Raw genomic sequence first — 26,075 nt, forward strand, 5'->3', positions numbered from 1 at the left:
ATGTAGCCGGCATTCAACAGGCTGACATGAATTTGCGTTACGGGCCTGAAGGAGTGCCAAATCGCGGCGCGGATCGCCATTGTAATTTCCGCGCCTTCGATTAAGACGATTTAAATCGATTTATAAACCAGCGAGCAGGAAGCTATCATGACCGCAATCACCGACATTATCGCCCGCGAGATTCTCGACAGCCGTGGCAATCCGACTGTCGAAGTCGATGTCTACCTCGAAGATGGCAGCTTGGGCCGCGCGGCGGTTCCGTCGGGCGCGTCGACCGGCGCGCATGAAGCCGTCGAGCTTCGCGATGGCGGCAAGCGCTATCATGGCAAGGGCGTCGAGAAGGCCGTCGAAGCCGTCAACTCGGAAATCTTCGACGCGATCGGCGGCATGGATGCTGAAAACCAGATCCAGCTCGACAACATCATGATCGAACTCGACGGCACGCCGAACAAGTCACGCCTCGGCGCCAACGCCATCCTCGGCGTCTCGCTCGCCGTCGCCAAGGCTGCCGCCCAGAGCGCCAACCTGCCGCTCTACCGCTATGTCGGCGGTGCTCATGCCCGCCTGCTGCCGGTCCCGATGATGAACATCATCAACGGTGGCGCCCATGCCGACAACCCGATCGACTTCCAGGAATTCATGATCCTGCCGGTTGGCGCCGAATCCATCCGCGACGCCGTTCGCATGGGCTCGGAAATCTTCCACGTCCTCAAGAAGGAACTGGCATCGCAGGGCCACAACACCAACGTCGGCGATGAAGGCGGCTTTGCGCCGGGCCTTTCCAGCGCTCCGGCAGCCCTCGACTTCATCATGAAGTCCATCGAAAAGGCCGGCTACAAGCCGGGCGAAGAAATCGCTCTTGGCCTCGATTGCGCCTCGACGGAATTCTTCAAGGACGGCAAGTACGTTCTCGAAGGCGAAGGCCGCACGCTGGAATCTGGCGCCATGGCTGAATACCTCGCCGAACTCGCCGCCAAGTATCCGATCGTTTCGATCGAAGACGGCATGGCTGAAGACGACTGGGAAGGCTGGAAGACGCTGACCGACCTGATCGGCAAGAAGACGCAGCTCGTCGGCGACGATCTGTTCGTCACCAACTCCGCTCGCCTGCGCGACGGTATCCGCATGGGCGTTGCCAACTCGATCCTCGTCAAGGTCAACCAGATCGGCTCGCTGACCGAGACCCTCGACGCCGTCGAAACCGCGCACAAGGCCAACTACACGGCCGTCATGTCGCACCGCTCGGGCGAAACGGAAGATTCCACGATCGCCGATCTCGCAGTCGCCACCAACTGCGGCCAGATCAAGACCGGCTCGCTGTCGCGCTCCGACCGTCTCGCCAAGTACAACCAGCTCATCCGCATCGAGGAAGCGCTCGGCCCGCAGGCAAAGTATGCCGGCCGCTCCATCCTCCGCGGCTGATATCTGATCCGTCGGATCCATCCGGATCCGCAGCAAGATTATTCGCTTAGATCGAACCGCGCCTTCGGGCGCGGTTTTTTGTTGGGCTGTGCAGTTAGAGTCAACGGACGGTTAATCTCTGCCGGTTAATTTAGCTCTAGGTGTTTGATTTGATGCGATCTTGTTCGAAGCGGCATTGGCTTTGAGGTGGGATTGCATAAAGCCAGAGCGTTTCGAGCGAGTATGTGGACAAAGTATCATAAGAAGAGAAGGTTCGGCCGTCTCATCCTTCCCGCCATCACCATCGCTTTTGTGAGCTACTTCGGCTATCATTGCATTCATGGCGATTACGGCCTGAAGGCGACCGAAGTTTTCGAGCAGCGCCGCATTGATCGCGCCAAGGAACTGGCTGATCTCGTCGCCAAGCGCGAGCACCTTGAAAAGGAGGTCGCCCTGTTGAGCGACGGCTCTCTGGACAAGGATATGCTTGATCAATATGCGCGCTATCAGCTGACCTACTCAAAGGCGAACGAGATCGTCATTTTCAACAAATAGCCATAATTAACCGAATTCCGGTTAATCGAATTTTTGTGGGTCATATCAATGGCTTGCAATGAATATGAGCCATGCAATTATAGCATTGCTGTGGCGAACAATCTTGCCTATGTTACGCCTCACCACAAAACGAGGCTACTCACACAGGGAGGGTTGTATGGCGCCGCGAAAAAACGCGACCGTTTCCAGCCGTAAGACAGCATCAAGGCCTGCCAAGGAAACCAATGGCGGCCCGATCGCAGATTTCGATCGTGATGCGGAGCTCAAGGCTTATCGTGAGATGCTGCTTATCCGCCGCTTCGAAGAAAAGGCCGGCCAGCTTTACGGCATGGGCTTCATCGGCGGTTTCTGTCACCTTTACATCGGCCAGGAAGCTGTCGTCGTCGGCATGCAGCTGGCCCTGAAGGATGGCGATCAGGTCATTACCGGCTACCGAGATCACGGCCACATGCTGGCAACCGGCATGAGCGCGCGCGGCGTCATGGCTGAGCTCACCGGACGTCAGGGCGGCTATTCCCGAGGGAAAGGCGGCTCCATGCACATGTTCTCCAAGGAAAAGAACTTCTACGGCGGCCACGGCATTGTTGGTGCCCAGGTTTCGCTCGGCACGGGTCTTGGCTTTGCCAACTGGTATCGCGGCAATGACAATGTCAGTGTTGCCTATTTCGGCGACGGCGCTGCCAACCAGGGCCAAGTCTACGAAAGCTTCAACATGGCGCAGCTCTGGAAGCTGCCTGTCATTTTCGTGATCGAGAACAACCGCTACGCCATGGGCACCTCGACCGCTCGCGCCACTGCGCAGGCTGATTTCTCCAAGCGCGGTGCCTCCTTCGGCATTCCCGGCATCCAGGTCGACGGCATGGACGTTCGCGCCGTCAAGGCTGCGGCTGACGAAGCCGTTGCGCATTGCCGCTCCGGCAAAGGCCCGATCATCCTGGAAATGCTGACCTACCGTTATCGCGGTCACTCCATGTCCGACCCGGCGAAGTATCGTTCCAAGGACGAAGTGCAGAAGATGCGCTCCGAGCATGACCCGATCGAGCAGGTTCGTGCCCGCCTTATCGAAAAGGGCTGGGCGACCGAGGACGATCTGAAGGATATCGACAAGGATGTCCGCGATATCGTCGCAGACAGCGCCGATTTCGCCCAGAACGATCCGGAGCCGGATGCATCCGAGCTCTACACCGACATTCTGCTCTAATCGGGGAGGGACACTATGCCCATCGACATTCTCATGCCCGCCCTTTCTCCGACGATGGAAGAGGGTACCCTTTCGAAATGGCTCAAGAAGGAAGGCGACAAGGTCGTCTCCGGTGACGTCATTGCCGAAATCGAAACCGATAAGGCCACCATGGAAGTGGAAGCCGTCGACGAAGGCACGATCGGCAAGCTGCTGGTCGAAGCCGGCACCGAAGGCGTCAAGGTCAACGCCAAGATCGCCATCCTGCTGCAGGACGGTGAATCCGCCGATGCCATCTCGTCGGCCAAGGCAACACCTGCCGCCGAACCGGCGAAGACCGAAGCCCCTGCTGCCGCTCCGGCGCCGGCCGCCGCTGCACCGGTTCCGGCTCAGCCGAAGGCTGCTGCTCCTGTCGATCCGGAAGTTCCGGCCGGCACCGAGATGGTGTCGATGACGGTGCGTGAAGCGCTGCGCGATGCCATGGCCGAAGAAATGCGCGCCAACCCGGACGTCTTCGTCATGGGTGAAGAAGTCGCTGAATACCAGGGCGCCTACAAGGTAACCCAGGGTCTGCTGCAGGAATTCGGCGCACGCCGTGTCATCGACACTCCGATTACCGAGCATGGCTTTGCCGGTATCGGCGTCGGCGCTGCGATGGCCGGCCTTCGCCCGATCGTCGAGTTCATGACCTTCAACTTCGCCATGCAGGCGATCGACCAGATCATTAACTCTGCTGCCAAGACGCTCTACATGTCCGGCGGCCAGATGGGCGCTCCGATCGTCTTCCGCGGTCCGAACGGCGCTGCTGCCCGCGTCGGCGCTCAGCACAGTCAGGATTATGCGGCCTGGTACAGCCACATTCCGGGCCTCAAGGTCGTCATGCCCTACACGGCAGCCGACGCCAAGGGCTTGCTCAAGGCTGCTATCCGCGATCCGAACCCGGTCATCTTCCTTGAGAACGAAATCCTCTACGGTCAGCATTTTGATGTGCCGAAGCTCGATAATTTCGTTCTGCCGATCGGCAAGGCCCGTATTCACCGTCCAGGCAAGGACGTCACGGTCGTTTCCTTCGGCATCGGCATGACCTATGCCACGAAGGCCGTCGCCGAGCTGGAAGCCCAGGGCATCGATGTCGAACTCATCGACCTGCGCACCATCCGCCCGATGGATCTTCCGACGATCATCGAGTCGGTCAAGAAGACCGGCCGCCTGGTCACCGTCGAGGAAGGCTATCCGCAGTCCTCCGTCGGCACGGAAATCGCCACCCGCGTCATGCAGCAGGCCTTCGATTATCTCGATGCGCCGATCCTGACGATCGCTGGCAAGGACGTACCCATGCCCTACGCCGCCAACCTCGAAAAGCTGGCGCTCCCGAGCGTCGCTGAAGTGGTCGATGCGGTGAAGGCCGTTTGCTACAAGTAAGGGGAGGGCTCATCGATGCCTATCAACATCACCATGCCTGCCCTCTCGCCGACCATGGAAGAGGGTAACCTCGCCAAGTGGCTGGTCAAGGAAGGCGACAAGATCAAGTCCGGCGATGTCATTGCCGAGATCGAGACTGACAAGGCAACGATGGAAGTCGAGGCTGTCGATGAAGGCACCGTCGCCAAGATCGTCGTTCCTGCCGGCACCGAAGGCGTGAAGGTCAATGCCCTGATCGCCGTGCTCGCTGCCGATGGCGAAGATGTCGCGGCTGCAGCTTCCGGCGCTGGCGCCGGTGCTGCTCCGGCTGCCAAGGAAGCTCCGAAGGCGGAAGCAGCCCCTGCGGCGGCTCCGGCAAGCGTTTCGGCTCCTGCGGCTGCACCTGCACCCGTTGCATCGGCTCCGGCAGCAAACGACGGTCATCGCACCTTCGCTTCGCCGCTCGCGCGCCGTCTTGCCAAGGAAGCCGGTATCGATGTGACGGCGGTTTCCGGCACCGGCCCGCATGGCCGCGTGGTCAAGAAGGACATCGAAGCTGCGGTTTCCGGCGGCACCGTCAAGGCTGCTCCCGCTGCCGCACCGGCTGCACAGCCGATCGCTGCGGCCGCTCCGGCTGCGCCGAAGGGCATGTCCGACGACGCCGTCCTCAAGCTGTTCGAGCAGGGCTCCTACGAGCTCGTGCCGCATGACGGCATGCGCAAGACCATCGCCAAGCGCCTGCAGGAATCCAAGCAGACCATCCCGCACTTCTACGTCTCGGTCGATTGCGAACTCGACGCGCTGCTGGCTCTCCGCACGCAGCTCAACGATTCCGCGCCGAAGTCGAAGGATGGTGTGCCGGCCTACAAGCTCTCGGTCAACGACATGGTCATCAAGGCCCTGGCGCTGGCGCTGCGCGACGTTCCGGATGCCAACGTCTCCTGGACCGACAGCGCCATGGTCAAGCACAAGCATGCCGATGTCGGCGTTGCCGTCTCCATTCCGGGCGGTCTCATCACCCCGATCATCCGCAGCGCCGAGCAAAAGACGCTCTCGACCATCTCCAACGAGATGAAGGACTACGGCAAGCGCGCCAAGGAGCGCAAGCTGAAGCCTGAGGAGTATCAGGGCGGTACGACTGCAGTGTCGAACATGGGCATGATGGGCGTCAAGAACTTCGCCGCCGTCGTCAACCCGCCGCATGCGACCATCCTGGCCGTCGGCGCTGGCGAGCAGCGTGTCATCGTCAAGAAGGGCGAAATGGTGATTGCCAACGTGATGACCGTCACGCTGTCGACCGACCATCGTGCCGTCGACGGTGCGCTCGGTGCCGAGCTTCTGGCAGTCTTCAAGGGCTACATCGAAAATCCGATGGGGATGCTCGTCTGAGCCTTGTTCTGACACGGAGGCATGAATGACCAAGACTGTTCTGTGTTACGGCGACTCGCTGACATGGGGCTACAGTGCCGAAACGGTCGGCCGTCATGCCTATGAAGATCGGTGGCCGAGCGTGCTGCAAAAGGCGCTCGGCAACCTGGTACGCATCATCCCGGAAGGGCTGAACGGCCGCACGACTGCATTCGACGATCACCTCGCCGATTGCGATCGCAACGGCGCGAGGATCCTGCCGACGATCCTGCAGAGCCACAATCCGCTCGATCTCGTCATCATCATGCTTGGCACCAACGACATGAAGCCCGTTGTCGCCGGTTCGGCCTTTGCCGCTCTGCAGGGTATCAGCCGCTTGGTCCAGCTGGTGCGCAATCATGCCTGGGGGTTCGACTACGAGGTGCCCGATATCCTCATCGTTGCCCCGCCGGCAATCACCGAGACGGCCAATGCCGCCTTTGCGGCCAGCTTTCTCGGCGCAGTCAAGGAATCGGGCAAGCTGCCGACGCTCTATGGTGATCTGGCGGATGAACTCGGATGCGGCTTCTTCGATGCCAATACGGTCGCCGTCACCACGCCGCTCGATGGCGTTCATCTCGATGCGGAAAACACCCGGGCGCTCGGTCGCGGCCTCGAGCCGATCGTGCGGATGATGCTCGGTCTCTGATAAATTCAAGGCGCCGGCTCTGACCCGCCGCCAGCAATAAGGCAGGAAACACATGGCTGAGAATTACGACGTCATTATCATCGGCTCCGGTCCGGGCGGTTATGTCGCCGCCGTGCGCGCCGGCCAGCTTGGCCTGAAGACCGCGATCGTCGAGCGCGAGCATCTGGGCGGCATCTGCCTCAACTGGGGCTGCATTCCCACGAAGGCGCTGCTCCGTTCAGCCGAAATTCTCGATCATTCCAACCATCTGAAGGATTACGGCCTCGTTCTCGAAGGCAAGGTAAGCGCGGATGTGAAGGCAGTGGTCGCCCGCTCGCGCGGTGTCTCCGCCCGCCTCAACCAAGGCGTCGGCTTCCTGATGAAGAAGAACAAGGTCGACGTGATCTGGGGCGAAGCCAAGATCACCAAGGCTTCGACTGGCGCTCAGCCGGGCGAAATCGTCGTCAGCAAGTCGACCAAGCCCATCGTCGAACCGCAGCATCCGGTGCCGAAGAACGTCAAGGGCGAGGGCACCTACACCGCCAAGCACATCATCGTCGCGACCGGCGCCCGTCCGCGCGCTCTGCCCGGCATCGAGCCGGATGGCAAGCTGATCTGGACCTATTTCGAAGCGCTGAAGCCGGACTTCCTACCGAAGTCGCTGCTCGTCATGGGCTCGGGCGCGATCGGCATCGAATTCGCAAGCTTCTATCGCTCGATGGGTGTCGATGTCACCGTCGTCGAAGTCATGCCGACCATCATGCCGGTCGAAGATGCCGAAATCTCCGGTATTGCCCGCAAGCAGCTTGAAAAGCGCGGCCTGAAGATCTTCACCAAGGCGAAGGTCATCAAGGTCGACAAGGCTGCCAACTCGATCACCGCCCATGTCGAAACCGAAGACGGCAAGGTTCAGCAGATCGTTGCCGATCGCATGATTTCGGCTGTCGGCGTGCAGGGCAATATCGAAAACCTCGGCCTCGAGGCGCTTGGCGTGAAGACAGACCGTGGTTGCGTCGTTATCGACGGCTACGGCAAGACCAATGTTCCCGGCATCTACGCGATCGGCGATGTCGCCGGCCCGCCGATGCTGGCACACAAGGCCGAGCACGAAGGCGTCGTCTGCATCGAAAAGATCGCCGGCCAGCCGAATGTTCATCCGACCGACAAGGGCAAGGTGCCGGGCTGCACCTATTGCCATCCGCAGGTTGCCTCTGTCGGCCTGACGGAAGCCAAGGCCAAGGAACTCGGCCACGACATCCGCGTCGGCCGTTTCTCCTTCGTTGCCAACGGCAAGGCGATCGCGCTCGGTGAAGACCAGGGTCTCTGCAAGGTCGTATTCGACAAGAAGACCGGCGAGCTTCTGGGTGCGCACATGGTCGGCGCCGAAGTGACCGAACTCATCCAGGGCTTCGTCGTCGCCATGAACCTGGAGACGACGGAAGAAGAACTGATGCACACGATCTTCCCGCATCCGACCGTTTCGGAAACGATGAAGGAAGCCGTGCTGGACGCCTATGGCCGAGTGCTGAACGCTTGATAATTTCCTGCCATGCCCTTTATCCAGGGGGTGGAAAACGGGAAAGGAAATCAACATGTCTATCACGACGGAAGGTTGGATCGTCTTTCTTCTCATCGGGCTGGTCGCGGGGTTTCTCGCCAGCCTGATCGTTGGCGGAGGCGGGCTCATCAGTTGCCTGGTGAGCGGTGTGATCGGCGCTTTCGTGGGCGGTTTCCTGTTCCATTATTTCGGGATATCGCTCGGTATTCAAAATGCGCTTGTCGTGGAGATCATCCATGCCACGGTCGGCGCGATTATCGTGGTGCTGTTGGCGAGAGTGATCGTCTAGAGCACCTCAGCAATAAGCCTGAAACGAGGGTTTGATGGAAAGTATCGGTTGGCTGGGTCTGATCATCATCGGCGGTCTTGCGGGCTGGCTCGCGGGCAAGCTGATGGATGCGCGCTATGGGGTCATCCTCAACATCATCCTCGGCATCGCCGGCTCGGTCGTGGCTGCAGCGTTGATGGTAGCCTTGCATGTCGGCGTACCCGGCGGCCGGCTTGGCTTTTTCATCACCGGTTTCATCGGTGCATGCATTCTGATATTCCTCGCCAAATTCGCTCGGCGATGAAGGGCCGCATCTGAGCGGCGGAAAGTAGACGTTTCATGGTGACCATTCTCGACACGATCAACCCGGACGCCAAGCGCGTGCGACACCCGGAAAAGGCCCATCGGCCGGATACGGAAGTCTTGCGCAAGCCGGACTGGATTCGTGTGAAGGCGCCGACATCGAAGGGATATGCCGAAACCCGCTCGATCGTGAAGGAGCACAAGCTCGTCACGGTCTGCGAGGAGGCCGGTTGCCCGAATATCGGCGAATGCTGGGACAAGAAGCACGCGACCTTCATGATCATGGGCGAGATCTGTACCCGCGCCTGTGCCTTCTGCAACGTCGCGACCGGTAAGCCGAACGCTCTCGACATGGCCGAGCCGGATAACGTTGCCAAGGCCGTCAAGCAGATGGGCCTCAGCCATGTCGTCATCACCTCGGTCGACCGCGACGATCTGGAAGACGGCGGCGCCGAACATTTCGAGAAGGTCATCTGGGCGATCCGCGCCGCTTCGCCGGCAACGACGATCGAGATCCTGACGCCGGACTTCCTGAAGAAGCCGGGCGCCCTGGAGCGCGTCGTCGCCGCAAAGCCCGACGTCTTCAATCACAATCTGGAAACCGTGCCCGGCAATTACCTGAAGGTTCGCCCCGGCGCGCGCTACTTCCATTCCGTTCGCCTGCTGCAGCGGGTCAAGGAACTGGACCCGACCATGTTCACCAAGTCGGGCATCATGGTCGGCCTCGGTGAGGAGCGCAATGAAGTGCTGCAGCTGATGGACGACCTGCGCACCGCCGACGTCGACTTCCTCACCATCGGTCAGTATCTGCAGCCGACACGCAAGCATCACCAGGTGATGAGCTTCGTCACGCCGGAAGAGTTCAAGTCCTATGAGACCGTGGCTTACACCAAGGGCTTCCTGATGGTCGCCTCGAGCCCGCTGACGCGCTCGTCGCATCACGCCGGCGATGATTTCGAGCGGCTTCGTGCTGCCCGCGAAAAGAAGCTACTGCTGGCCGCCGAATAAGCCCAGCCGGACGCATCTACTTTCGAACGAACCGCGGCGAGTGTGCCGCGGTTTTTTCGTTCTGTCATTCATCTGTCATCGACGCGGCCTAGGGAACACCCCCGCCGTTTGTCACCGGTATCGGCGCTTTAGATTCGATCATGGAGCTGGACCGTGGAGCAGACTATCGCGCCGCTGGCGCTTTCGTGCGCCGTCGATACTGAAGAGGCGGCATCTATCCTGCAAAAGGCAGAACGTATTCTTGTCATCGGCTGTTCCGGCACCGGCAAGAGCACCCTCGCACAGGCGATCGCGTCGTTGCGCGACCTGACCTACGTGTCGATGGATCGCGATATCTTCTGGTTGCCCGGCTGGAAGTCACGGCCGCGTCCGGAAGCCATTGCGCTGATCGAGCAGGCGGTCGCCGGACCGCGCTGGATCATGGACGGCAACAGCCCCGGAACCTTGCCCCTGCGGCTACCGCGCACCGATATCGTCATATGGCGACGGCCGTCGCGGCACGTGGCGCTACGCGGCGTGATTTCGCGCTGGCTGCGTTACAGGGGTCGGTCGCGGCCCGAAATGGCGCCGGGATGCCCCGAGCGGCTGGACTGGAAATTCCTGCGTTACATCTGGACATTCGAGCGTGACGAGGCGCCGCAGTTTCAGGACATGCTGGCACGGTACGGCAGCAATGTGCCGGTCGTGACACTGAAATCCTACCGCGATGGCGAGGAATTGCTGTCGCGGCTGCGAAGCAAAATCTGAGGGGTTGTCATGGATCAGCTTGTGATGCCGTCGTTGCGCAACGAAGTGCGCGATCTCGCCGAAGCGGCCGATCATATCCGCAGGGCGAACCGAATCCTCGTCATGGGCTGCTCCGGCGGCGGCAAGTCGACCCTGTCGCAGAAGATTGCCACCCGCTTCGGCCTTGCCTATGTCTCGATCGATCGCGACGTCCTGTGGCTGCCGGGCTGGGTCGAGCGCGCAAAGGACGAGCAGCGCGCCATCATTGTCGCCAAGGTTCAGGAAGAGCGATGGATCCTGGATGGCACCAACCCTTCGACATTCGATGTGCGTCTGCCACGTACGGATTTCGTTATCTGGGTGCGGATGCCGCGGCTGTTATGCGTATGGGGCGTGGTGTCCCGCTGGATCAGATGGATGGGCCGCACGCGCCCGGAAATGGCGCCAAGCTGCATCGAGAAGGTCGACTGGCAATTCCTGCGGTTCATCTGGACGTTTGAGGAGAAGTTTGCGCCGAGAGTTCTGGCCGGCCTCGCGCAGCATGGGCCTGATGTGCCTGTCCTCCAATTGACCAGTCGCCGGCAAATGAACGAATTGCTCGATTTGCTCACAAAACCGGCGTAGGCGCGGCCAGACATTCAAATTATTGTGCTCATTCGGTTGCCGGAGGTGACACATGCGGGAATTAAGCAGCATAGCTGAGGGCGCGGCCCATCTTAGGGCGGTCGATCGTATCCTTATCATGGGCTGTTCCGGCGGCGGCAAGTCGACATTGGCCCAGAAGATCGTTGCTTTTCTGGATTTGCCCTACGTCTCCATGGACCGGGAGTTTTTCTGGCTGCCGGGCTGGGTGAAGCGAGACAAGGTAGAGGAACGCGCGCTTATTGCGGCGAAGGTTGCCGAGGATCGCTGGCTGATCGATGGAACGGGACCATCCAGCTTTGATCTGAGATTGCCGCGCACCGAGCTTGTGCTTTGGGTGCGCATGCCGCGTTGGGTTTGCATGTGGGGCGCTTTGTCGAGGGCACTGCGATGGCTGGGGCGGTCGCGCCCCGATATGGCCCCAGGGTGCCCCGAACGCGTCGATTGGGAGTTTCTACGCTACATCTGGGATTGGGAGCAGAAATTTGCGCCGAAAGTTCTGGCTGGGCTTGCTCAGCATGGGCCTGATGTGCCTGTTTTACAGCTGAAATCCCGCGGCGAAATGCGTCAGCTTCTTGATCTTCTTGGCGGTCCTGCTTAATTGCGGCTCATGCCTCAGTTCGAAACCCATCGCCCCGTTCCGCATTCGCCCGATCAGATGTTCGACCTCGTCGCCGACGTGGAGCGTTATCCGGAATTCCTGCCGCTTTGCGACGCGCTCACGGTTCGCAGCCGCAAGGATCGTGACGGCAAGACCCTGCTGATTGCCGACATGACCGTCGGTTACAAAGCGATCCGCGAGACCTTTACGACGCAGGTGCTGCTGAACAAGGCCGAGCGCGCCATCGATGTGAAATATATCGACGGTCCGTTCAAGTATCTCGACAATCGCTGGCGTTTTCAGCCGTCGGAGAATGGCGGCAGCGTCATCGACTTCTTTATCGATTACGAGTTCAAGAGCCGCATTCTCGGCGCCCTGATGGGATCGATGTTCGATCGAGCCTTCCGCATGTTCACGGATGCCTTCGAGACGCGCGCCAATAAGATCTATGCCTGATGCCTCGCCCGGTCACTGACCGAGCGTGACGAGCATTTCCAGCGCGGTATTCAAGGTGGCGAGCCGAACCTTGTCGCGGCCAATATCGCCATAGCGCATTTCATGATGGATAAGCGCGCCGCTGCGCGCCTTGGCGGCGAGGTGGACGAGGCCCACCGGCTTTTCAGCGGAGCCGCCGCCAGGGCCGGCGATACCCGTTACCGCCACGGCGAAATCGGCCCGAGAGCGGAAGAGGGCGCCATGCACCATCTGCAGCGCCGTTTCCCTTGAGACAGCACCGAATTGTGCCAGCGTCTGCTCCTGCACACCGAGCATCTCCATCTTGGCCGTATTGGTGTAGGTGACAAAACCACGATCGACGACGGCGGAGGAGCCGGGAATTTCCGTCAGCGCGCCAGCAATCAGCCCGCCGGTGCAGGATTCGGCCGTCGCGACCATCCAGCCCCTGGCCGTGAAGTCGGTGACGATCTTTTGCGCGAGCGCGAGAATCTCCTCCGGGAAATGCGTCATGTCTTGCCTCCACGATAAACGACGGTCGCGGTCGCGATGGCTGCGATGCCTTCGCGGCGGCCGACGAAGCCGATCTTCTCGTTTGTGGTTGCCTTGACCGAACAGCGATCGATGCTGATGCCGAGAAACTCCGATAGCCTGGCGCGCATGACGTCGCGATGCGGCCCGACTTTCGGGGCTTCGGCGACCAGGGAGACATCCGCATTCATGATAGTGCCGCCGCGCTCACGCACGATCTTTGCCGCGTGTTCGATGAAGATGCGGGAAGGGGCGCCCTTCCATTGCGGATCGGAGGGCGGGAAGTGATCGCCGATATCGCCGGCGCCGCAGGTGGCAAGCAGGGCATCCGTCAGGGCATGCAGGGCGACATCGGCGTCCGAATGCCCCTTCAGCTTCTGGTCGTGCGGAATGAAGACGCCACAAAGGGTAACGCCATCGCCCGGCTCCAGCTGATGCACGTCATAGCCGTTGCCGGTGCGCACGTCGGGCAGCAGCGCGGCGCTGAGCTTTTCATCGGCCATGGCAATATCCCTCTTGATCGTCAGTTTTACATTGTCCGCGCTCCCGGTCACCAATGTTACCGGCAGGCCGCACCATTCGGCAATCGCCGCATCGTCGGTGAAATCAATCTTGCCGTCGGCTTCGGCTTTCTCATGTGCGGCGAGAATATCGGCGAAGCGGAAGGATTGCGGCGTCTGCGCGGCGTGAAGGCCAGTGCGGGATACGGTATCGACAACCAGACCGTTTGCGTCGCCGCGCTTCAGCGTGTCGGTGACGGGCATGGCAGGCAACACGGCGGGCGCACCTTCAGCCAGCGCTATGGCGACACGATCCAGCAGATCATGGTCGAAGAAGGGGCGCACCGCGTCATGGATCATGACATGCGTCACGCCGCTTGCCTTCAGGTGCCGAAGCCCTGCAAGCACGGATTGCTGGCGCGTCGCTCCGCCGAAGGCGATCTCGACCTCGGGCAGGCCGTCAACCTGCTCCAGCGCCACCCGCAACAGTTTTTCGTCATCGCGATGGATGACGACGACGATCTTGGATGCCTGCGGCCATGTCACGAATCTTTCAAGCGTATGCGCAATAACCGCTCTGCCGCCGATCGGGCGATACTGCTTGGGACCTTCTTCGGGAGAGCCCGCCCTTTCGCCACGCCCGGCGGCAACGATGACGATTCCCACCGACAGCGGTTGCTTTGAATGCATTTGCGTCATAAACCCCCGAAATATGAAAGGCTCGGTCTGCGGCATGGCTTTGAAAAGCGTAGAGCTTTCCTTTGAACAAGCACATGCTAAATAGATCGCCAAAACGGGATCCTGCTTCAGCAGGGTCTATCGCCTCAACTGAGTATTTTCCAGCATCTGCCCAAAAAATATCGGGATTCTTCGAAACCCCTTGGCAAACTTTCAAAGCGTGTCTAAAAATAGTGCAGATGTATGGTGTGCCCGAAAGATAATCATTTGCTTTCTCCCAAGCTTGCAGCTCCATTTTCCATCGGTTCCGTGCCTATCCGAAATCGCGTGATCCTTGCACCGATGTCGGGCGTGACCGATCTTCCTTTCCGGCAGCTCGCATTACGCTACGGCGCCGGCCTGGTCGTCACGGAAATGGTCGCCAGTCGCGAGCTCGTGCAGGATACGGCCGAGTCCTGGGCGCGCTTGAAAAGTGCAGGGTTAAAGCCGCATATGGTGCAGCTTGCCGGGCGTGAAGCCCATTGGATGGCCGAGGCGGCAAAGATCGCTGCCGATAATGGTGCCGATATCATTGATATCAACATGGGTTGCCCGGCCAAGAAGGTGATCGGCGGCTATTCCGGCTCGGCGCTGATGCGCGATCCCGATCATGCGCTGACATTGATCGAAGCAACCGTCGGCGCAGTGAATATTCCTGTGACCTTGAAGATGCGCCTTGGCTGGGACGAGAATTCCATCAACGCGCCTGACATCGCCCGCCGTGCCGAGGAGGCCGGCATCCAGCTCGTCACCATCCACGGCCGCACCCGCATGCAATTCTATGAGGGCAGGGCGGATTGGGATGCCATCCGCGCCGTGCGCGATGTCGTCTCCATTCCGCTTGTCGCCAATGGCGATGTCGAAACGGCTGAGGACGCTGAGGAAATCCTGCGCCGCTCCGGCGCCGACGCCGTCATGATCGGTCGCGGTTGCCAGGGCCGTCCGTGGCATGCGGGCGTGATCGCCGGCCATCGCGAGCCAAACCGTCAGGAGATCGTCGAAATCGCCCTCGAGCACTATCGCATGATGCTGGAATTCTATGGCGAGGCTGTCGGCATTCGCCACGCCCGCAAGCATCTCGCCTGGTATCTCGATCGCTATGCGCCGGCGACGACGGGTGCCGACAAGGCGAAAATCATGACGTCGAGAGAGAGCGGCGAAGTGGCTGCATCCTTCCATGCCGCGCTGCAGGCTGATGCCGATCTCGCCCACTGCGTCCAGGAGGCTGCATGACTTCGAAATCCAGCTCCGGCGCCGGTGACACCCCGGCCAACTCCGTGGCCATGGCCGTTCTCAATGCCATCCAGAACCCCGTCGTCATGGTCGATGAGGCCGGTCTTATCGCTTTCGCCAATTGGGAGGCGGAAGCCTTCTTCGGCGCCAGCGCATCGCACCTGTCGCGCTACAAGATCTCCACCTTCATACCGTTCGGTAGCCCCTTGCTGGCGCTGATCGACCAGGTGCGCGAACGCCGGGCGCCCGTCAACGAATACCGTGTCGATCTCAGCTCGCCGCGCCTGGGACAGGACAAGCTGGTGGACATCTATGTCGCGCCGGTTTCCAGCACGCCCGGTTCGGTCGTGGTGGTGTTCCAGGAGCGCTCCATGGCCGACAAGATCGACCGGCAACTGACGCATCGCGCCGCCGCCCGTTCGGTCACAGGCCTTGCCTCGATGCTGGCGCATGAGATCAAGAACCCACTCTCGGGCATTCGCGGTGCAGCGCAGCTGCTGGAACAGTCTGTCGAGGATGATGATCGTGCGCTGACTCGCCTCATCTGCGACGAGACCGACCGTATCGTCTCGCTGGTCGACCGCATGGAGGTTTTCTCCGACGAGCGGCCGGTCGACCGCGTTCCCGTCAACATCCATTCCGTGCTTGATCACGTGAAGGCAGTCGCCAAGGCTGGCTTTGCCCGCAACATCAAGATTTCCGAGAATTATGACCCGTCGCTGCCGGCTGTTTTTGCGAACCGGGATCAGCTTGTTCAGGTCTTCCTCAATCTGGTGAAGAATGCCGCCGAAGCGGTCGGCGACCGTCAGGATGGCGAGATCATGCTGACGACGGCCTATCGTCCCGGCATCCGGCTCTCGGTTGCCGGGACGCGCGAAAAGATCTCGCTGCCGCTGGAATTCTGCGTCATCGACAATGGCCCAGGCGTGCCGGCCGATCTCGTGCCGCATCTCTTCGATCCGTTCATAACCACGAAGACGAACGGAACAGGCCTCGGCCTTGCGCTGGTCGCCAAGATTATCGGCGACCATGGCGGCATCGTCGAATGCGACAGCCAGAACCATCGCACCACTTTCCGCGTTTTGATGCCTGCTTCCAAGGGCATTACCTCAGAAGATGCCCCCCTTCCGAACTCTACAGGGACTACTCGATGACAGCCACGATCCTTGTCGCCGATGACGATGCGGCCATCCGCACTGTGCTCAATCAAGCTTTGAGCCGCGCGGGTTACGATGTCCGCATCACGTCGAACGCCGCCACGCTCTGGCGTTGGGTTTCGGCCGGCGAAGGCGACCTCGTCGTAACCGACGTCGTCATGCCCGACGAAAACGCATTTGACCTGCTGCCGCGCATCAAGAAGGCGAGACCGGATCTGCCCGTTCTGGTCATGAGTGCGCAGAACACCTTCATGACGGCCATCAAGGCATCGGAGAAGGGCGCTTACGACTATCTCCCGAAGCCCTTCGACCTGACCGAGCTTATCGCGATCGTCGGCCGGGCGCTGGCGGAGCCGAAGCGCAAGCCGGCAAAGATCGACGACGACATGCAGGACGGCATGCCGCTCGTCGGCCGATCCGCCGCGATGCAGGAAATCTACCGCGTGCTCGCGCGTCTGATGCAGACCGATCTGACCCTGATGATTACCGGCGAATCCGGCACCGGCAAGGAGCTGGTGGCGCGCGCGCTGCACGATTACGGCAAGCGCCGCAATGGTCCGTTCGTGGCGATCAACATGGCCGCCATCCCGCGTGACCTGATCGAATCCGAACTGTTCGGCCACGAGAAGGGCGCCTTTACCGGCGCGCAAACCCGCTCGACGGGCCGTTTCGAACAAGCCGAGGGCGGCACGCTGTTCCTTGACGAAATCGGCGACATGCCGATGGACGCGCAGACCCGTTTGCTGCGCGTGCTGCAGCAGGGCGAATATACGACCGTCGGCGGCCGCACGCCGATCCGCACCGATGTCCGCATCGTCGCTGCCACCAACAAGGACCTGAAGCAGGCGATCAATCAGGGCTTGTTCCGCGAGGATCTCTATTACCGCCTCAACGTCGTGCCGTTGCGCTTGCCGCCGCTGCGCGATCGCGCCGAGGATATTCCGGATCTGGTGCGCCATTTCATCCAGCAGGCTGAGAAGGAGGGCTTGGGTTCCAAGCGTTTCGATCAGGAGGCGCTCGAGCTGATGAAGGCCTATCCCTGGCCCGGTAACGTCCGCGAGCTGGAAAACCTCATTCGCCGGCTGATGGCGCTCTATCCGCAGGATGTCATCACCAAGGAGATCATCGACGCGGAACTGCGCGCCGACGTGCCCGACAGCCCGATCGAAAAAGGTCCGGTCCGCACCGGCACGATGACCATAGCCCAGGCGGTGGAAGAGAACATGCGGACCTATTTCGCTGGTTTCGGCGAAAATCTGCCGCCCCCGGGTCTCTATGACCGCGTGTTGACCGAAATGGAATACCCGCTGATTCTCGCCGCCCTGACGGCCACGCGCGGAAATCAGATCAAGGCGGCCGATCTTTTGGGCTTGAATCGCAATACGCTGCGCAAAAAGATCAGAGAACTGGGTGTTTCGGTTTACAGAAGCTCCCGTACGGCTTGACAACGCAATCCGATGCGTTGCATTTTCGCCACAATGCGTTGCTTAAAGGTCACGCAGCAGATTCGTCGTTTTTGCGGTGGCGATTCATCTGGCCCACTCTCGTCAGAACGAGAGTTTGTCTGATTTTTCAACTTGTTGCAAAAGTGACATGAAGTAAAGGTTTCGCTTCTGTGCGAAACCGGACGACAGTTCCCGCCTCTGCCTGTCGCTCGCACCCGTGCCCAATAGTGGCCGTGCGATTTGACCAGGGCGCCGACCGTCGCTCGGGCGTGGAGATTGATGGGAATGATGCAGGACGCGGTGTCGCCGGCGGCGAGCGACGAGGCGGTTGTCAAGGTGACGGACCGTCGTGCTTCCTTTGCCCTACCTGGTTTGATCCTGGCCGGCGGCGCTCTTCTGTGCGCCATCGCGACCTTGCTGATGCTTCTCGGGCTGACGCCGATTGCCCCGACATCCTCAGTCGTCTTCACCTCGGTCGTCATCAACGGCCTGTTCGTGCTGGGGCTGATTGCTCTGATTGCTCGCGAAGTGGCGCGGCTGATGAAGGCGCGCAGCCGTGGCCGCGCGGCAGCCCGCCTGCATATCCGCATCGTCGTTCTTTTCTCGATCGTCGCGATCACGCCGGCCATTCTCGTCGCCATCGTCGCCAGCCTGACGCTCAATGTCGGTCTCGACCGCTGGTTTGGCGTGCGAACCCAGCAGATCATCAGCTCCTCGCAGAACGTCGCCCAAGCCTATCTGATGGAGAATGCGAGCTATCTGCAGGGCCAGACCGTCTCGATGGCGAACGATCTGGAGCGCAATCGCTCTCTCTTCAACCTCGACCGCACCGGGTTTGCCGATCTGATGACCCGTCAGGCGCGCGGCCGCGGCCTGCTGGGCGCCTTCCTCGTGCGCCGCGACGGCACCGCCATCGTCCAGGCCGATATCAAGACCGAACGCCCGCTGCCAGCCATTCCGAAGGATGCGCTCGATTCCTCGGCCAATGGCCAGCCGACGCTCATCCCGCCCGGTGTGACCAATCTCGTCGGCGCTGTCATCAAGTTGGACGAGCTTCCAGGTTCGTTTCTCTATACCGTGCGTGCGGTCGATCCGCGCGTCATGAACGCCATGCGGATGGTGGAAGACAACACCGTCGAATACAAGGCGATGGAAGCGGGGCGCATGTCGCTGCAGATCGCCTTCGCCGTCCTCTACATCGGCTTCGCTCTGATCGTGCTTCTGGCTGCGATCTGGACCGCGATCGCGATTGCGGACCGTATCGTGCGGCCGATCCGTCTTCTCATCAGCGCCGCAGACAATGTCGCCTCGGGCAATATGAACGTGCTGGTGCCGGTACGCTCTGCTGATGGCGATGTCGGCAGCCTTTCGCGTACCTTCAACAAGATGATCTCGGAAATCCGCACCCAGCGTGACGAAATCCTGGAAGCGAAGGATGAGGTCGATGATCGCCGTCGCTTCATCGAAGCCGTGCTCTCGGGTGTTACGGCAGCCGTGATCGGTGTCGAGCATGATCGGCGCATCACCATCGTCAACACCTCGGCCGAAGACCTGCTGACGCTCAAGAGTGATGAGCTCATCGGCAAGAATCTGTCTGATATCTCACCAGAGGTCGATCAGGTCGTGACGGAAGCGACGACGCGCCATCGCAGCGATTTCCGCAAGCAGATCAGCCTTGTTCGCGGCGGAACGGTGCGCACGCTCAGCGTCCAGGTGACGCGCGAGGAATCGCGCGACGCCAACGAATCCTACGTCATTACCCTCGACGACATCACCGATCTGGTCATAGCGCAGCGTTCGACCGCCTGGGCCGATGTCGCGCGCCGTATCGCGCATGAGATCAAGAACCCGTTGACGCCGATCCAGCTGTCGGCCGAGCGCATCCGCCGTCGTTTCGGCAAGAATATCGCCGATGCCGACCGCCCGGTCTTCGACCAGTGCACCGATACGATCATCCGGCAGGTGGGCGATATCGGCCGCATGGTCGACGAGTTTTCCTCCTTCGCCCGCATGCCGAAGCCGACCATGGAGCCGACCGATCTGCGCGATATTCTGCGCGATGCCGTCTTCCTGCGCGAAATGGGCAACAATCACGTCCAGTTCGAGCGTGAGCTGGGCGACGAACGGCTGGAGGGCATGTTCGATGCGCGAATGCTCGGACAGGCCTTCGGCAATCTCATCAAGAACGCCGTCGAGGCGATCGAGGGCGTGCCGAGCGATCAGGCGCCCGAGCAGCCGAAGATCCTGGTGCGTTCGTCTCTGGACCCGGATCGCGATCGCTTCACGGTCGATGTCATCGACAACGGCCGCGGTCTGCCGGTCGAAAACCGGCACAGCATTTTAGAACCCTACATGACGATGCGCGAGAAGGGCACCGGCCTCGGCCTCGCCATCGTCAAGAAGATCATTGAAGACCATGGCGGGCAGATCGAACTCCACGACGCGCCTGCCGAATTCGACCAGGGCAGGGGAGCCATGATCCGCGTGCATCTGCCGCGCCGTGAGCAGGCCGCCGTCGCCCAGACAGAAAGTGACAAGGAAAGCGTCTATGGCATCTGACATTCTCGTAGTGGACGACGAGGAAGACATTCGCGAAATTGTTTCGGGAATTCTTTCGGATGAAGGTCACGAAACCCGCACCGCGTATGATAGCGACAGCGCGCTGGCCGCGATTTCCGACCGAGCGCCGCGGCTGATCTTCCTCGATATCTGGATGCAGGGTAGCAAGCTCGACGGCCTTGCGCTGCTTGACGAGATCAAGGCGCGTCATCCGGAGTTGCCCGTGGTCATGATTTCGGGTCACGGCAACATCGAGACGGCCGTGTCTGCTATCAAGCGCGGCGCTTTCGATTTCATCGAGAAGCCGTTCAAGGCCGATCGTCTGATCCTGATCGCCGAGCGCGCGCTGGAAAATTCCAAGCTGAAGCGTGAAGTCTCGGAGCTCAAGCGCCGCACCGGTGATGCTGTGGAACTGATCGGCACGTCGGTTGCCGTTTCGCAGCTGCGCCAGACGATCGACAAGGTTTCGCCCACCAACAGCCGTGTGATGATCTTCGGCCCCTCCGGTTCCGGAAAGGAACTGGTAGCCCGCATGATCCACAAGAAGTCGACCCGGGCCAACGGTCCCTTCGTGGCACTGAACGCTGCGACCATCACGCCTGAGCGCATGGAAATCGCCTTGTTCGGCACCGAGGGTTCGCCGGGGCAGGCGCGCAAGATCGGCGCTCTGGAAGAAGCCCATCGCGGCATCCTCTATCTCGACGAAGTTGGCGAAATGCCGCGCGAGACGCAGAACAAGATCCTGCGCGTGCTCGTCGACCAGCAGTTCGAACGTGTCGGCGGTTCCAAGCGCGTCAAGGTCGATGTCCGTATCATCTCGTCTACCGCGTATAATCTGGAAAGCCGCATTGCCGAGAGCCTTTTCCGCGAGGATCTCTACCACCGTCTCGCCGTCGTGCCCGTACGCGTGCCGGCCCTTGCCGAGCGCCGCGAGGACATTCCCTTCCTCGTCGACCAGCTGATGCGCCAGATTTCCGAACAGGCCGGCATTCGTCCCCGCCGGATCGGCGATGACGCCATGGCCGTGCTGCAGGCGCATGACTGGCCTGGCAACATCCGCCAGCTGCGCAACAATATCGAGCGTCTGATGATTCTCGCGCGTTCGGACGGAGCCGATACGCCGATCACGGCCGAAATGCTGCCGACAGACCTCGGCGACATGCTGCCGAAGGTCTCCGCGAAGAACGACTATCACATCATGACGCTGCCGCTGCGCGAAGCGCGTGAAATGTTCGAGCGCGATTATCTCATCGCCCAGATCAACCGCTTCGGCGGCAATATCTCGCGCACGGCGGAATTTGTCGGCATGGAGCGTTCCGCGTTGCATCGCAAGCTGAAGTCGTTGGGCGTCTGATCAGCCGCCCGACATTTCAAACATCACAGAATTCGGATCAGGGGCTTCCATGCCGAGAATAGCTTATGTCAACGGCCGCTACGTCAGGCACAGCGATGCCATGGTGCATATCGAGGATCGCGGCTATCAGTTTGCCGACGGCGTCTATGAGGTGTGCGAGGTTCGTCATGGCGTGATTGTCGACATGACGCGCCACCTCGATCGCCTCAACCGCTCGCTGAGTGAGCTGCGGATCGCCTGGCCGATGACGCGCCAGGCGTTGGTGCTGGTGATTCGCGAGACCTTGCGTCGCAACCACGTCCGTAACGGCCTGTTCTACCTGCAGGTGACGCGCGGCGTCGCCCGGCGCGATCACGTCTTTCCGCCTGATGGCACGCCGTCCTCGATCGTCGTGACCGCCAAGAGCACCGATCAATCCGTGATTGCCAAGAAGAATGCCAACGGCATCAAGGCAATCACCGTCCGCGACAATCGCTGGGACCGGGTGGATATCAAGTCGGTCGGCCTGCTTCCAAACGCGATGGCCCGGCAGCAGGCCAAGGAAGCCGGCGCGCAGGAAGCGATCTATATCGACCATAACGGCATGGTGAAGGAAGGGGCCGCCACCAATGTCTGGATCGTCGATCACGACGGAAATCTCGTCACCCGCCCCGCCGAGCACGGCATCCTGCGCGGCATCACCCGCACGACGCTGATGGACGTTGCAGCCAAGCTCGATGTGACGATCGTCGAGCGATTCTTCTCGGTCGAAGAGATGATGAAGGCTCGCGAAGTCTTCATCACCGCGGCGACAAGTATCTGTTTTCCGGTCATTTCTATCGATGGCGAGACGATTGCCAACGGTCATCCGGGCAGCATGTCACAGAAAATTCGTGAAGCCTTTTTCGACGTTGCGGAAAAGACTGCGATTTGATACCAACATTCGCTGGGGGGAGAGAATGAGGGTATCTCCCGTCCGGGACCTCTGTATATCATGACATTTAACCGGCTCAGGTCGGCAAAAAAGAAAGAAGCGGCGCGATGGCGGAACGTTCTCAGAACTTGCAGGACCTATTTCTCAATACTGTTCGCAAGCAAAAGATTTCACTGACAATTTTCTTGATTAATGGCGTGAAGCTCACAGGTGTCGTGACCTCCTTCGACAATTTCTGTGTCCTGCTCCGCCGCGATGGCCATTCGCAGCTCGTCTACAAGCATGCGATCTCGACGATCATGCCGGGTCAGCCGATGCAGATGTTCGAGAGCGAAGAAGCCGCTTCCTAACTGGGACTTGCCGTTATCACGACACGCGATACCAAAAATGATTCCCTCATCCCGGAGACTGTAAAGCACCGGGATGACATGCGCGCTGTCGTCGTCGTGCCTGTGCTGAAACAGGCGCGCGCCGCGCGTTCCGCCCAGGCCGACAGCGCCATATCCGTCTCCCGTCCCCCGGAGAGCCGGCTGGAGGAGGCCAAGGGCCTTGCACTCGCTATCGATCTCGATGTCGTCAACGGCTCCATCGTCCCGATCAACGATCCGCGGCCGGCGACGCTGCTCGGCACCGGCAAGATCGAGGAAATCCTTGCGCTGCTCGACGAGTTCAATGCCGGCCTCCTCATCGTCGATCATCCGCTGACGCCGGTGCAGCAGCGCAATCTCGAGAAGGCCTGGAACGCTAAGGTCATCGACCGCACTGGCCTCATTCTCGAAATCTTCGGCCGCCGCGCCTCCACCAAGGAAGGCACGCTGCAGGTCGAGCTTGCACATCTGAATTATCAGAAGGGCCGGCTGGTCCGAAGCTGGACCCACCTTGAGCGCCAGCGCGGCGGTGCCGGCTTCATGGGCGGCCCGGGTGAAACCCAGATCGAAGCCGACCGGCGCATGCTGCAGGAGCGGATCATCCGGCTGGAGCGCGAGCTGGAGCAGGTGGTTCGCACCCGCCAGCTTCACCGCGCCAAGCGCAAGAAGGTGCCGCATCCGATCGTGGCTCTCGTCGGCTATACCAATGCTGGCAAGTCAACGCTGTTCAACCGCATCACCGGCGCCGGCGTGCTGGCCGAAGACATGCTGTTTGCGACGCTCGACCCGACGCTGCGCCGCATGAAGCTGCCGCATGGCCGCACAGTCATTCTCTCCGACACCGTCGGTTTCATCTCGGATCTTCCGACTCATCTGGTGGCCGCGTTCCGTGCGACGCTGGAAGAGGTTCTGGAAGCGGACCTAATCCTGCACGTCCGCGATCTCTCCGACGATGACAATCAGGTTCAGAGCGCCGATGTCATGCGCATTCTCAGCGATCTCGGCATTGGCGAAGCGGAAGGCGCCGAGCGCATTCTCGAGGTCTGGAACAAGATCGACCGTCTGGAGCCGGAAGCGCATGACGCCATTGTGCAGAAGGCGTCGACCGCTGAAAATGTCATTGCCGTTTCGGCGATAACAGGTGAAGGCGTTGATCGTCTGATGGACGAAATCAGCCGGCGCCTCTCCGGCGTGCTGACGGAAACGACGATCACCTTGCCGGTCGAAAAACTGGCGCTATTGCCCTGGCTCTATAACCACGCAGTTGTCGACAACCGCGAGGACAATGAAGACGGCACTGTGACGCTTGATGTCCGCCTGACGGAAACCGAAGCGGCCGAACTGGAGCGGCGTATGGGCAATGGCCCGAAGCCGCAGCGCGAGGATTGGGAATAGGCGGCATTCCGCATCTCGCGCAAAAGTGTGAAGCGGTTTTGCAATAACGACATGCGAAAGACCCGAGCCAAAAGCGCAAGAAGCGAATCCGAAGGATCGCGGCGCGCTTCAGGCCGTTTTGACGCCGGCAAGCTGCCGCTCGATAGCCTTTGCCGCCTGCCAGATCTCTTCCATCCGCTCCAGCGAGGCGCCTTCCAGCGTCTCGCCCTCAGCCTCGAGCGTTGTTTCGATATGATGGAAACGGCGGCGGAACTTTGTGTTCGTGCCGCGCAGAGCCTGCTCCGGATCGGCGTTCACATGCCGGCCGATATTGACGACGGCGAAGATCAGATCGCCGAGCTCGTCGCTGACCTTGGCCTTGTCGCCGCTTGCAAGTGCTGCCCGCAATTCGCCGATCTCCTCCTCGATCTTGTCGAGGATCGGTTCGGGCGCCGACCAGTCGAAGCCGACCTTGGCGGCGCGCTCCTGCAGTTTCAATGCTTCCGTCAGGGCAGGGAAGGTCCGTTGCACCGAGCCCAGGAAACCGGCCTTGAAATCCTCTGATATGCCGCTCTTGGCACGGCGCTCGGCCCGCTCGCGCTTCTCCTCGGCCTTGATCCGGTCCCATTGCAGCGTCACCGCGTCTTCGGTCTTCGCATCGGAGACAGCAAAGACGTGTGGATGGCGACGGATCATCTTGCGGGTGATGGCATGCACGACATCGCCGAAAGAAAACGCTCCAGCCTCCTCGGCGATCCGAGAATGGAATACCACCTGCAGCAGCAGATCGCCGAGCTCGTCGCAAAGATCGTCGTTATCCTTGCGCTCGATCGCATCCGCAACCTCATAGGCCTCTTCGATCGTATAGGGCTTGATGGTCTCGAACGTCTGGACGATGTCCCAGGGGCAACCGCTCTCGGGGTTTCGCAGCGCCGCCATGATGTCGATCAGGCGGGAAATGTCTCGCGATGCTTCCATCGTTGCCTCGGATCTTGCTCTGTCAGTTCAAGGGGATGTCGTTGTCGCTCTTGGACGCCTGGTAGCTGTCGGAGAGACCGGCATAGGCCTGCTTGATGCGCGCCGTCTGGTCCTTCAACTCGCCTTTGCGCGGATCTTCTTCCGTCTCCACCAGGTCGGAGATGGCAAAGCTGTTCCAGAATGCGTTTTGGCGGCGATAGCCGCCAGGCTCCAGGCCGAAGACTTCCTTCAGGATTTTGAGATCATGCGGGATCGCGAAGGCATCCCGGGAATCCTCATGGCTGAAGAAATAGTAGAAATTGTCGAAACCGGCCCAGGTGATCGCCGACATGCACATGGTGCAGGGTTCATGCGTGGACAGGAAGATCAGATCCTTGGTCGCAAGCTTTTCGCCGAGTTCGTAGAAGCGCTTCAGGGCATGAACCTCGCCATGCCAGAGCGGGTTTTCCAACTCATTGTTGGTTTCCGCGATAACGAGTGAAAGGTCGGATTTGCGCAGGATGGCAGCGCCGAAGACCTTGTTGCCGGCAGAAACGCCTTTGCGGGTCAGGGGCAGGATGTCATGCTCCACGACGTCGAGAAGGCGGGCTGCGATGCTGTTGTCGGACAAGGATCTGCTCCAAAGTTTTGGCGCCAGTCTATCGGCATTGCCGATGCGACGGAATGCGCAAATGACGTATGGACCCGGTTTGTCACAGGCAATAAAATGGTCGCAGGCGCCAGTCAATCATAAAAGTCTATAGATTTCCTATATTTATGTCGGTCTGCTCGTCTGGTGAGTTTTGCTCAAATCCTTGGCATGTCGAGCAAAAGAA

26 protein-coding genes are annotated in these 26,075 nt (G+C 60.5%); 22 read left to right on the forward strand and 4 right to left on the reverse strand.

Annotated features, from left to right (window positions below; all coding sequences use genetic code 11):
• Window positions 1-147 precede the first annotated feature (147 nt).
• From eno to ABOK31_RS06635, 14 genes are all read left to right on the forward strand, one after another.
• Entirely contained in the window at window positions 148-1,422 is a 1,275-nt protein-coding gene (gene eno / locus ABOK31_RS06570) for a phosphopyruvate hydratase (RefSeq protein WP_174174720.1), read from the forward strand.
• A gap of 222 nt (window positions 1,423-1,644) precedes the next feature.
• Window positions 1,645-1,956: a septum formation initiator family protein gene (locus ABOK31_RS06575; RefSeq protein WP_047633302.1), complete on the forward strand. Its 312-nt coding sequence runs from the start codon at window positions 1,645-1,647 to the stop codon at window positions 1,954-1,956.
• 157 nt (window positions 1,957-2,113) lie between these two features.
• The gene (pdhA, locus tag ABOK31_RS06580) at window positions 2,114-3,157 is read left to right on the forward strand and encodes a pyruvate dehydrogenase (acetyl-transferring) E1 component subunit alpha (RefSeq protein ID WP_092715521.1); all 1,044 of its coding nucleotides are present in this window, start codon (window positions 2,114-2,116) and stop codon (window positions 3,155-3,157) included.
• A gap of 15 nt (window positions 3,158-3,172) precedes the next feature.
• The gene (locus ABOK31_RS06585) at window positions 3,173-4,558 is read left to right on the forward strand and encodes a pyruvate dehydrogenase complex E1 component subunit beta (protein ID WP_349958204.1); all 1,386 of its coding nucleotides are present in this window, start codon (window positions 3,173-3,175) and stop codon (window positions 4,556-4,558) included.
• A gap of 15 nt (window positions 4,559-4,573) precedes the next feature.
• Window positions 4,574-5,926 (forward strand): pyruvate dehydrogenase complex dihydrolipoamide acetyltransferase, encoded by a 1,353-nt coding sequence (locus ABOK31_RS06590; protein WP_349958205.1) that lies wholly within the window; start codon window positions 4,574-4,576, stop codon window positions 5,924-5,926.
• Window positions 5,927-5,951: 25 nt separating this feature from the next.
• On the forward strand, window positions 5,952-6,593 hold the full coding sequence (locus ABOK31_RS06595) for an SGNH/GDSL hydrolase family protein (RefSeq protein WP_349958206.1): 642 nt from the start codon (window positions 5,952-5,954) through the stop codon (window positions 6,591-6,593).
• 52 nt (window positions 6,594-6,645) lie between these two features.
• Window positions 6,646-8,109, forward strand: coding sequence for a dihydrolipoyl dehydrogenase (lpdA, locus tag ABOK31_RS06600; protein ID WP_349958207.1), 1,464 nt, complete (start codon window positions 6,646-6,648; stop codon window positions 8,107-8,109).
• A 55-nt stretch (window positions 8,110-8,164) separates the two neighbouring features.
• A complete protein-coding gene (locus ABOK31_RS06605) occupies window positions 8,165-8,419 on the forward strand; it encodes a GlsB/YeaQ/YmgE family stress response membrane protein (protein WP_349958208.1) in 255 nt (84 codons plus the stop codon).
• A 34-nt stretch (window positions 8,420-8,453) separates the two neighbouring features.
• Window positions 8,454-8,702 (forward strand): GlsB/YeaQ/YmgE family stress response membrane protein, encoded by a 249-nt coding sequence (locus ABOK31_RS06610; RefSeq protein ID WP_174174727.1) that lies wholly within the window; start codon window positions 8,454-8,456, stop codon window positions 8,700-8,702.
• A gap of 35 nt (window positions 8,703-8,737) precedes the next feature.
• Complete coding sequence (lipA, locus tag ABOK31_RS06615; RefSeq protein WP_349958209.1) at window positions 8,738-9,709, forward strand: lipoyl synthase; 972 nt, start codon at window positions 8,738-8,740, stop codon at window positions 9,707-9,709.
• Between the two features lie 153 nt (window positions 9,710-9,862).
• Entirely contained in the window at window positions 9,863-10,456 is a 594-nt protein-coding gene (locus ABOK31_RS06620) for an AAA family ATPase (RefSeq protein ID WP_349958210.1), read from the forward strand.
• A 9-nt stretch (window positions 10,457-10,465) separates the two neighbouring features.
• Window positions 10,466-11,059, forward strand: coding sequence for an AAA family ATPase (locus ABOK31_RS06625; protein ID WP_349958211.1), 594 nt, complete (start codon window positions 10,466-10,468; stop codon window positions 11,057-11,059).
• 52 nt (window positions 11,060-11,111) lie between these two features.
• The gene (locus ABOK31_RS06630; RefSeq protein WP_349958212.1) at window positions 11,112-11,678 is read left to right on the forward strand and encodes an AAA family ATPase; all 567 of its coding nucleotides are present in this window, start codon (window positions 11,112-11,114) and stop codon (window positions 11,676-11,678) included.
• Between the two features lie 9 nt (window positions 11,679-11,687).
• Window positions 11,688-12,134: a type II toxin-antitoxin system RatA family toxin gene (locus ABOK31_RS06635; protein WP_349958213.1), complete on the forward strand. Its 447-nt coding sequence runs from the start codon at window positions 11,688-11,690 to the stop codon at window positions 12,132-12,134.
• 12 nt (window positions 12,135-12,146) lie between these two features.
• Here the strand turns inward: ABOK31_RS06635 and ABOK31_RS06640 are convergent, their stop codons facing one another.
• Both ABOK31_RS06640 and ABOK31_RS06645 read right to left on the reverse strand, forming a co-directional pair.
• Window positions 12,147-12,644 carry a CinA family protein gene (locus ABOK31_RS06640; RefSeq protein WP_349958214.1) on the reverse strand — a complete coding sequence of 166 codons (498 nt, stop codon included), beginning with the start codon at window positions 12,642-12,644 and terminating at the stop codon, window positions 12,147-12,149.
• Entirely contained in the window at window positions 12,641-13,861 is a 1,221-nt protein-coding gene (locus ABOK31_RS06645) for a bifunctional 2-C-methyl-D-erythritol 4-phosphate cytidylyltransferase/2-C-methyl-D-erythritol 2,4-cyclodiphosphate synthase (protein ID WP_349958215.1), read from the reverse strand. Before ABOK31_RS06645 ends, ABOK31_RS06640 begins: the two co-directional genes overlap by 4 nt.
• 222 nt (window positions 13,862-14,083) lie before the next feature.
• Between ABOK31_RS06645 and dusB the strand changes: the two genes are divergently transcribed.
• The 8 genes from dusB (at window position 14,084) to hflX (ending at window position 24,303) form a co-directional block, all read left to right on the forward strand.
• Window positions 14,084-15,112 carry a tRNA dihydrouridine synthase DusB gene (dusB, locus tag ABOK31_RS06650; protein WP_349958216.1) on the forward strand — a complete coding sequence of 343 codons (1,029 nt, stop codon included), beginning with the start codon at window positions 14,084-14,086 and terminating at the stop codon, window positions 15,110-15,112.
• The gene (locus ABOK31_RS06655) at window positions 15,109-16,266 is read left to right on the forward strand and encodes a nitrogen regulation protein NR(II) (RefSeq protein WP_174174741.1); all 1,158 of its coding nucleotides are present in this window, start codon (window positions 15,109-15,111) and stop codon (window positions 16,264-16,266) included. The genes dusB and ABOK31_RS06655 overlap by 4 nt, the downstream gene beginning before the upstream one ends.
• Window positions 16,263-17,714, forward strand: a complete 1,452-nt coding sequence (ntrC, locus tag ABOK31_RS06660) for a nitrogen regulation protein NR(I) (RefSeq protein ID WP_174174743.1) — start codon at window positions 16,263-16,265, stop codon at window positions 17,712-17,714. The genes ABOK31_RS06655 and ntrC overlap by 4 nt, the downstream gene beginning before the upstream one ends.
• 285 nt (window positions 17,715-17,999) lie before the next feature.
• Window positions 18,000-20,273: a PAS domain-containing sensor histidine kinase gene (locus tag ABOK31_RS06665; RefSeq protein WP_349958217.1), complete on the forward strand. Its 2,274-nt coding sequence runs from the start codon at window positions 18,000-18,002 to the stop codon at window positions 20,271-20,273.
• Window positions 20,263-21,627 (forward strand): sigma-54 dependent transcriptional regulator, encoded by a 1,365-nt coding sequence (locus tag ABOK31_RS06670; RefSeq protein ID WP_174174746.1) that lies wholly within the window; start codon window positions 20,263-20,265, stop codon window positions 21,625-21,627. Before ABOK31_RS06665 ends, ABOK31_RS06670 begins: the two co-directional genes overlap by 11 nt.
• A gap of 49 nt (window positions 21,628-21,676) precedes the next feature.
• Window positions 21,677-22,540 carry a D-amino-acid transaminase gene (locus tag ABOK31_RS06675; RefSeq protein WP_349958218.1) on the forward strand — a complete coding sequence of 288 codons (864 nt, stop codon included), beginning with the start codon at window positions 21,677-21,679 and terminating at the stop codon, window positions 22,538-22,540.
• A 107-nt stretch (window positions 22,541-22,647) separates the two neighbouring features.
• On the forward strand, window positions 22,648-22,890 hold the full coding sequence (gene hfq / locus ABOK31_RS06680) for an RNA chaperone Hfq (RefSeq protein WP_003539403.1): 243 nt from the start codon (window positions 22,648-22,650) through the stop codon (window positions 22,888-22,890).
• A gap of 78 nt (window positions 22,891-22,968) precedes the next feature.
• Window positions 22,969-24,303 carry a GTPase HflX gene (gene hflX, locus ABOK31_RS06685; protein ID WP_349958219.1) on the forward strand — a complete coding sequence of 445 codons (1,335 nt, stop codon included), beginning with the start codon at window positions 22,969-22,971 and terminating at the stop codon, window positions 24,301-24,303.
• 108 nt (window positions 24,304-24,411) lie between these two features.
• Here the strand turns inward: hflX and mazG are convergent, their stop codons facing one another.
• Window positions 24,412-25,260 carry a nucleoside triphosphate pyrophosphohydrolase gene (gene mazG / locus ABOK31_RS06690; protein WP_349958220.1) on the reverse strand — a complete coding sequence of 283 codons (849 nt, stop codon included), beginning with the start codon at window positions 25,258-25,260 and terminating at the stop codon, window positions 24,412-24,414.
• A 22-nt stretch (window positions 25,261-25,282) separates the two neighbouring features.
• On the reverse strand, window positions 25,283-25,870 hold the full coding sequence (locus tag ABOK31_RS06695) for a nucleoside deaminase (protein ID WP_174174754.1): 588 nt from the start codon (window positions 25,868-25,870) through the stop codon (window positions 25,283-25,285).
• Window positions 25,871-26,075: the final 205 nt, after the last annotated feature.

This window comes from Rhizobium sp. ZPR4, assembly GCF_040215725.1.
Lineage (GTDB): Bacteria > Pseudomonadota > Alphaproteobacteria > Rhizobiales > Rhizobiaceae > Rhizobium > Rhizobium rhizogenes_D.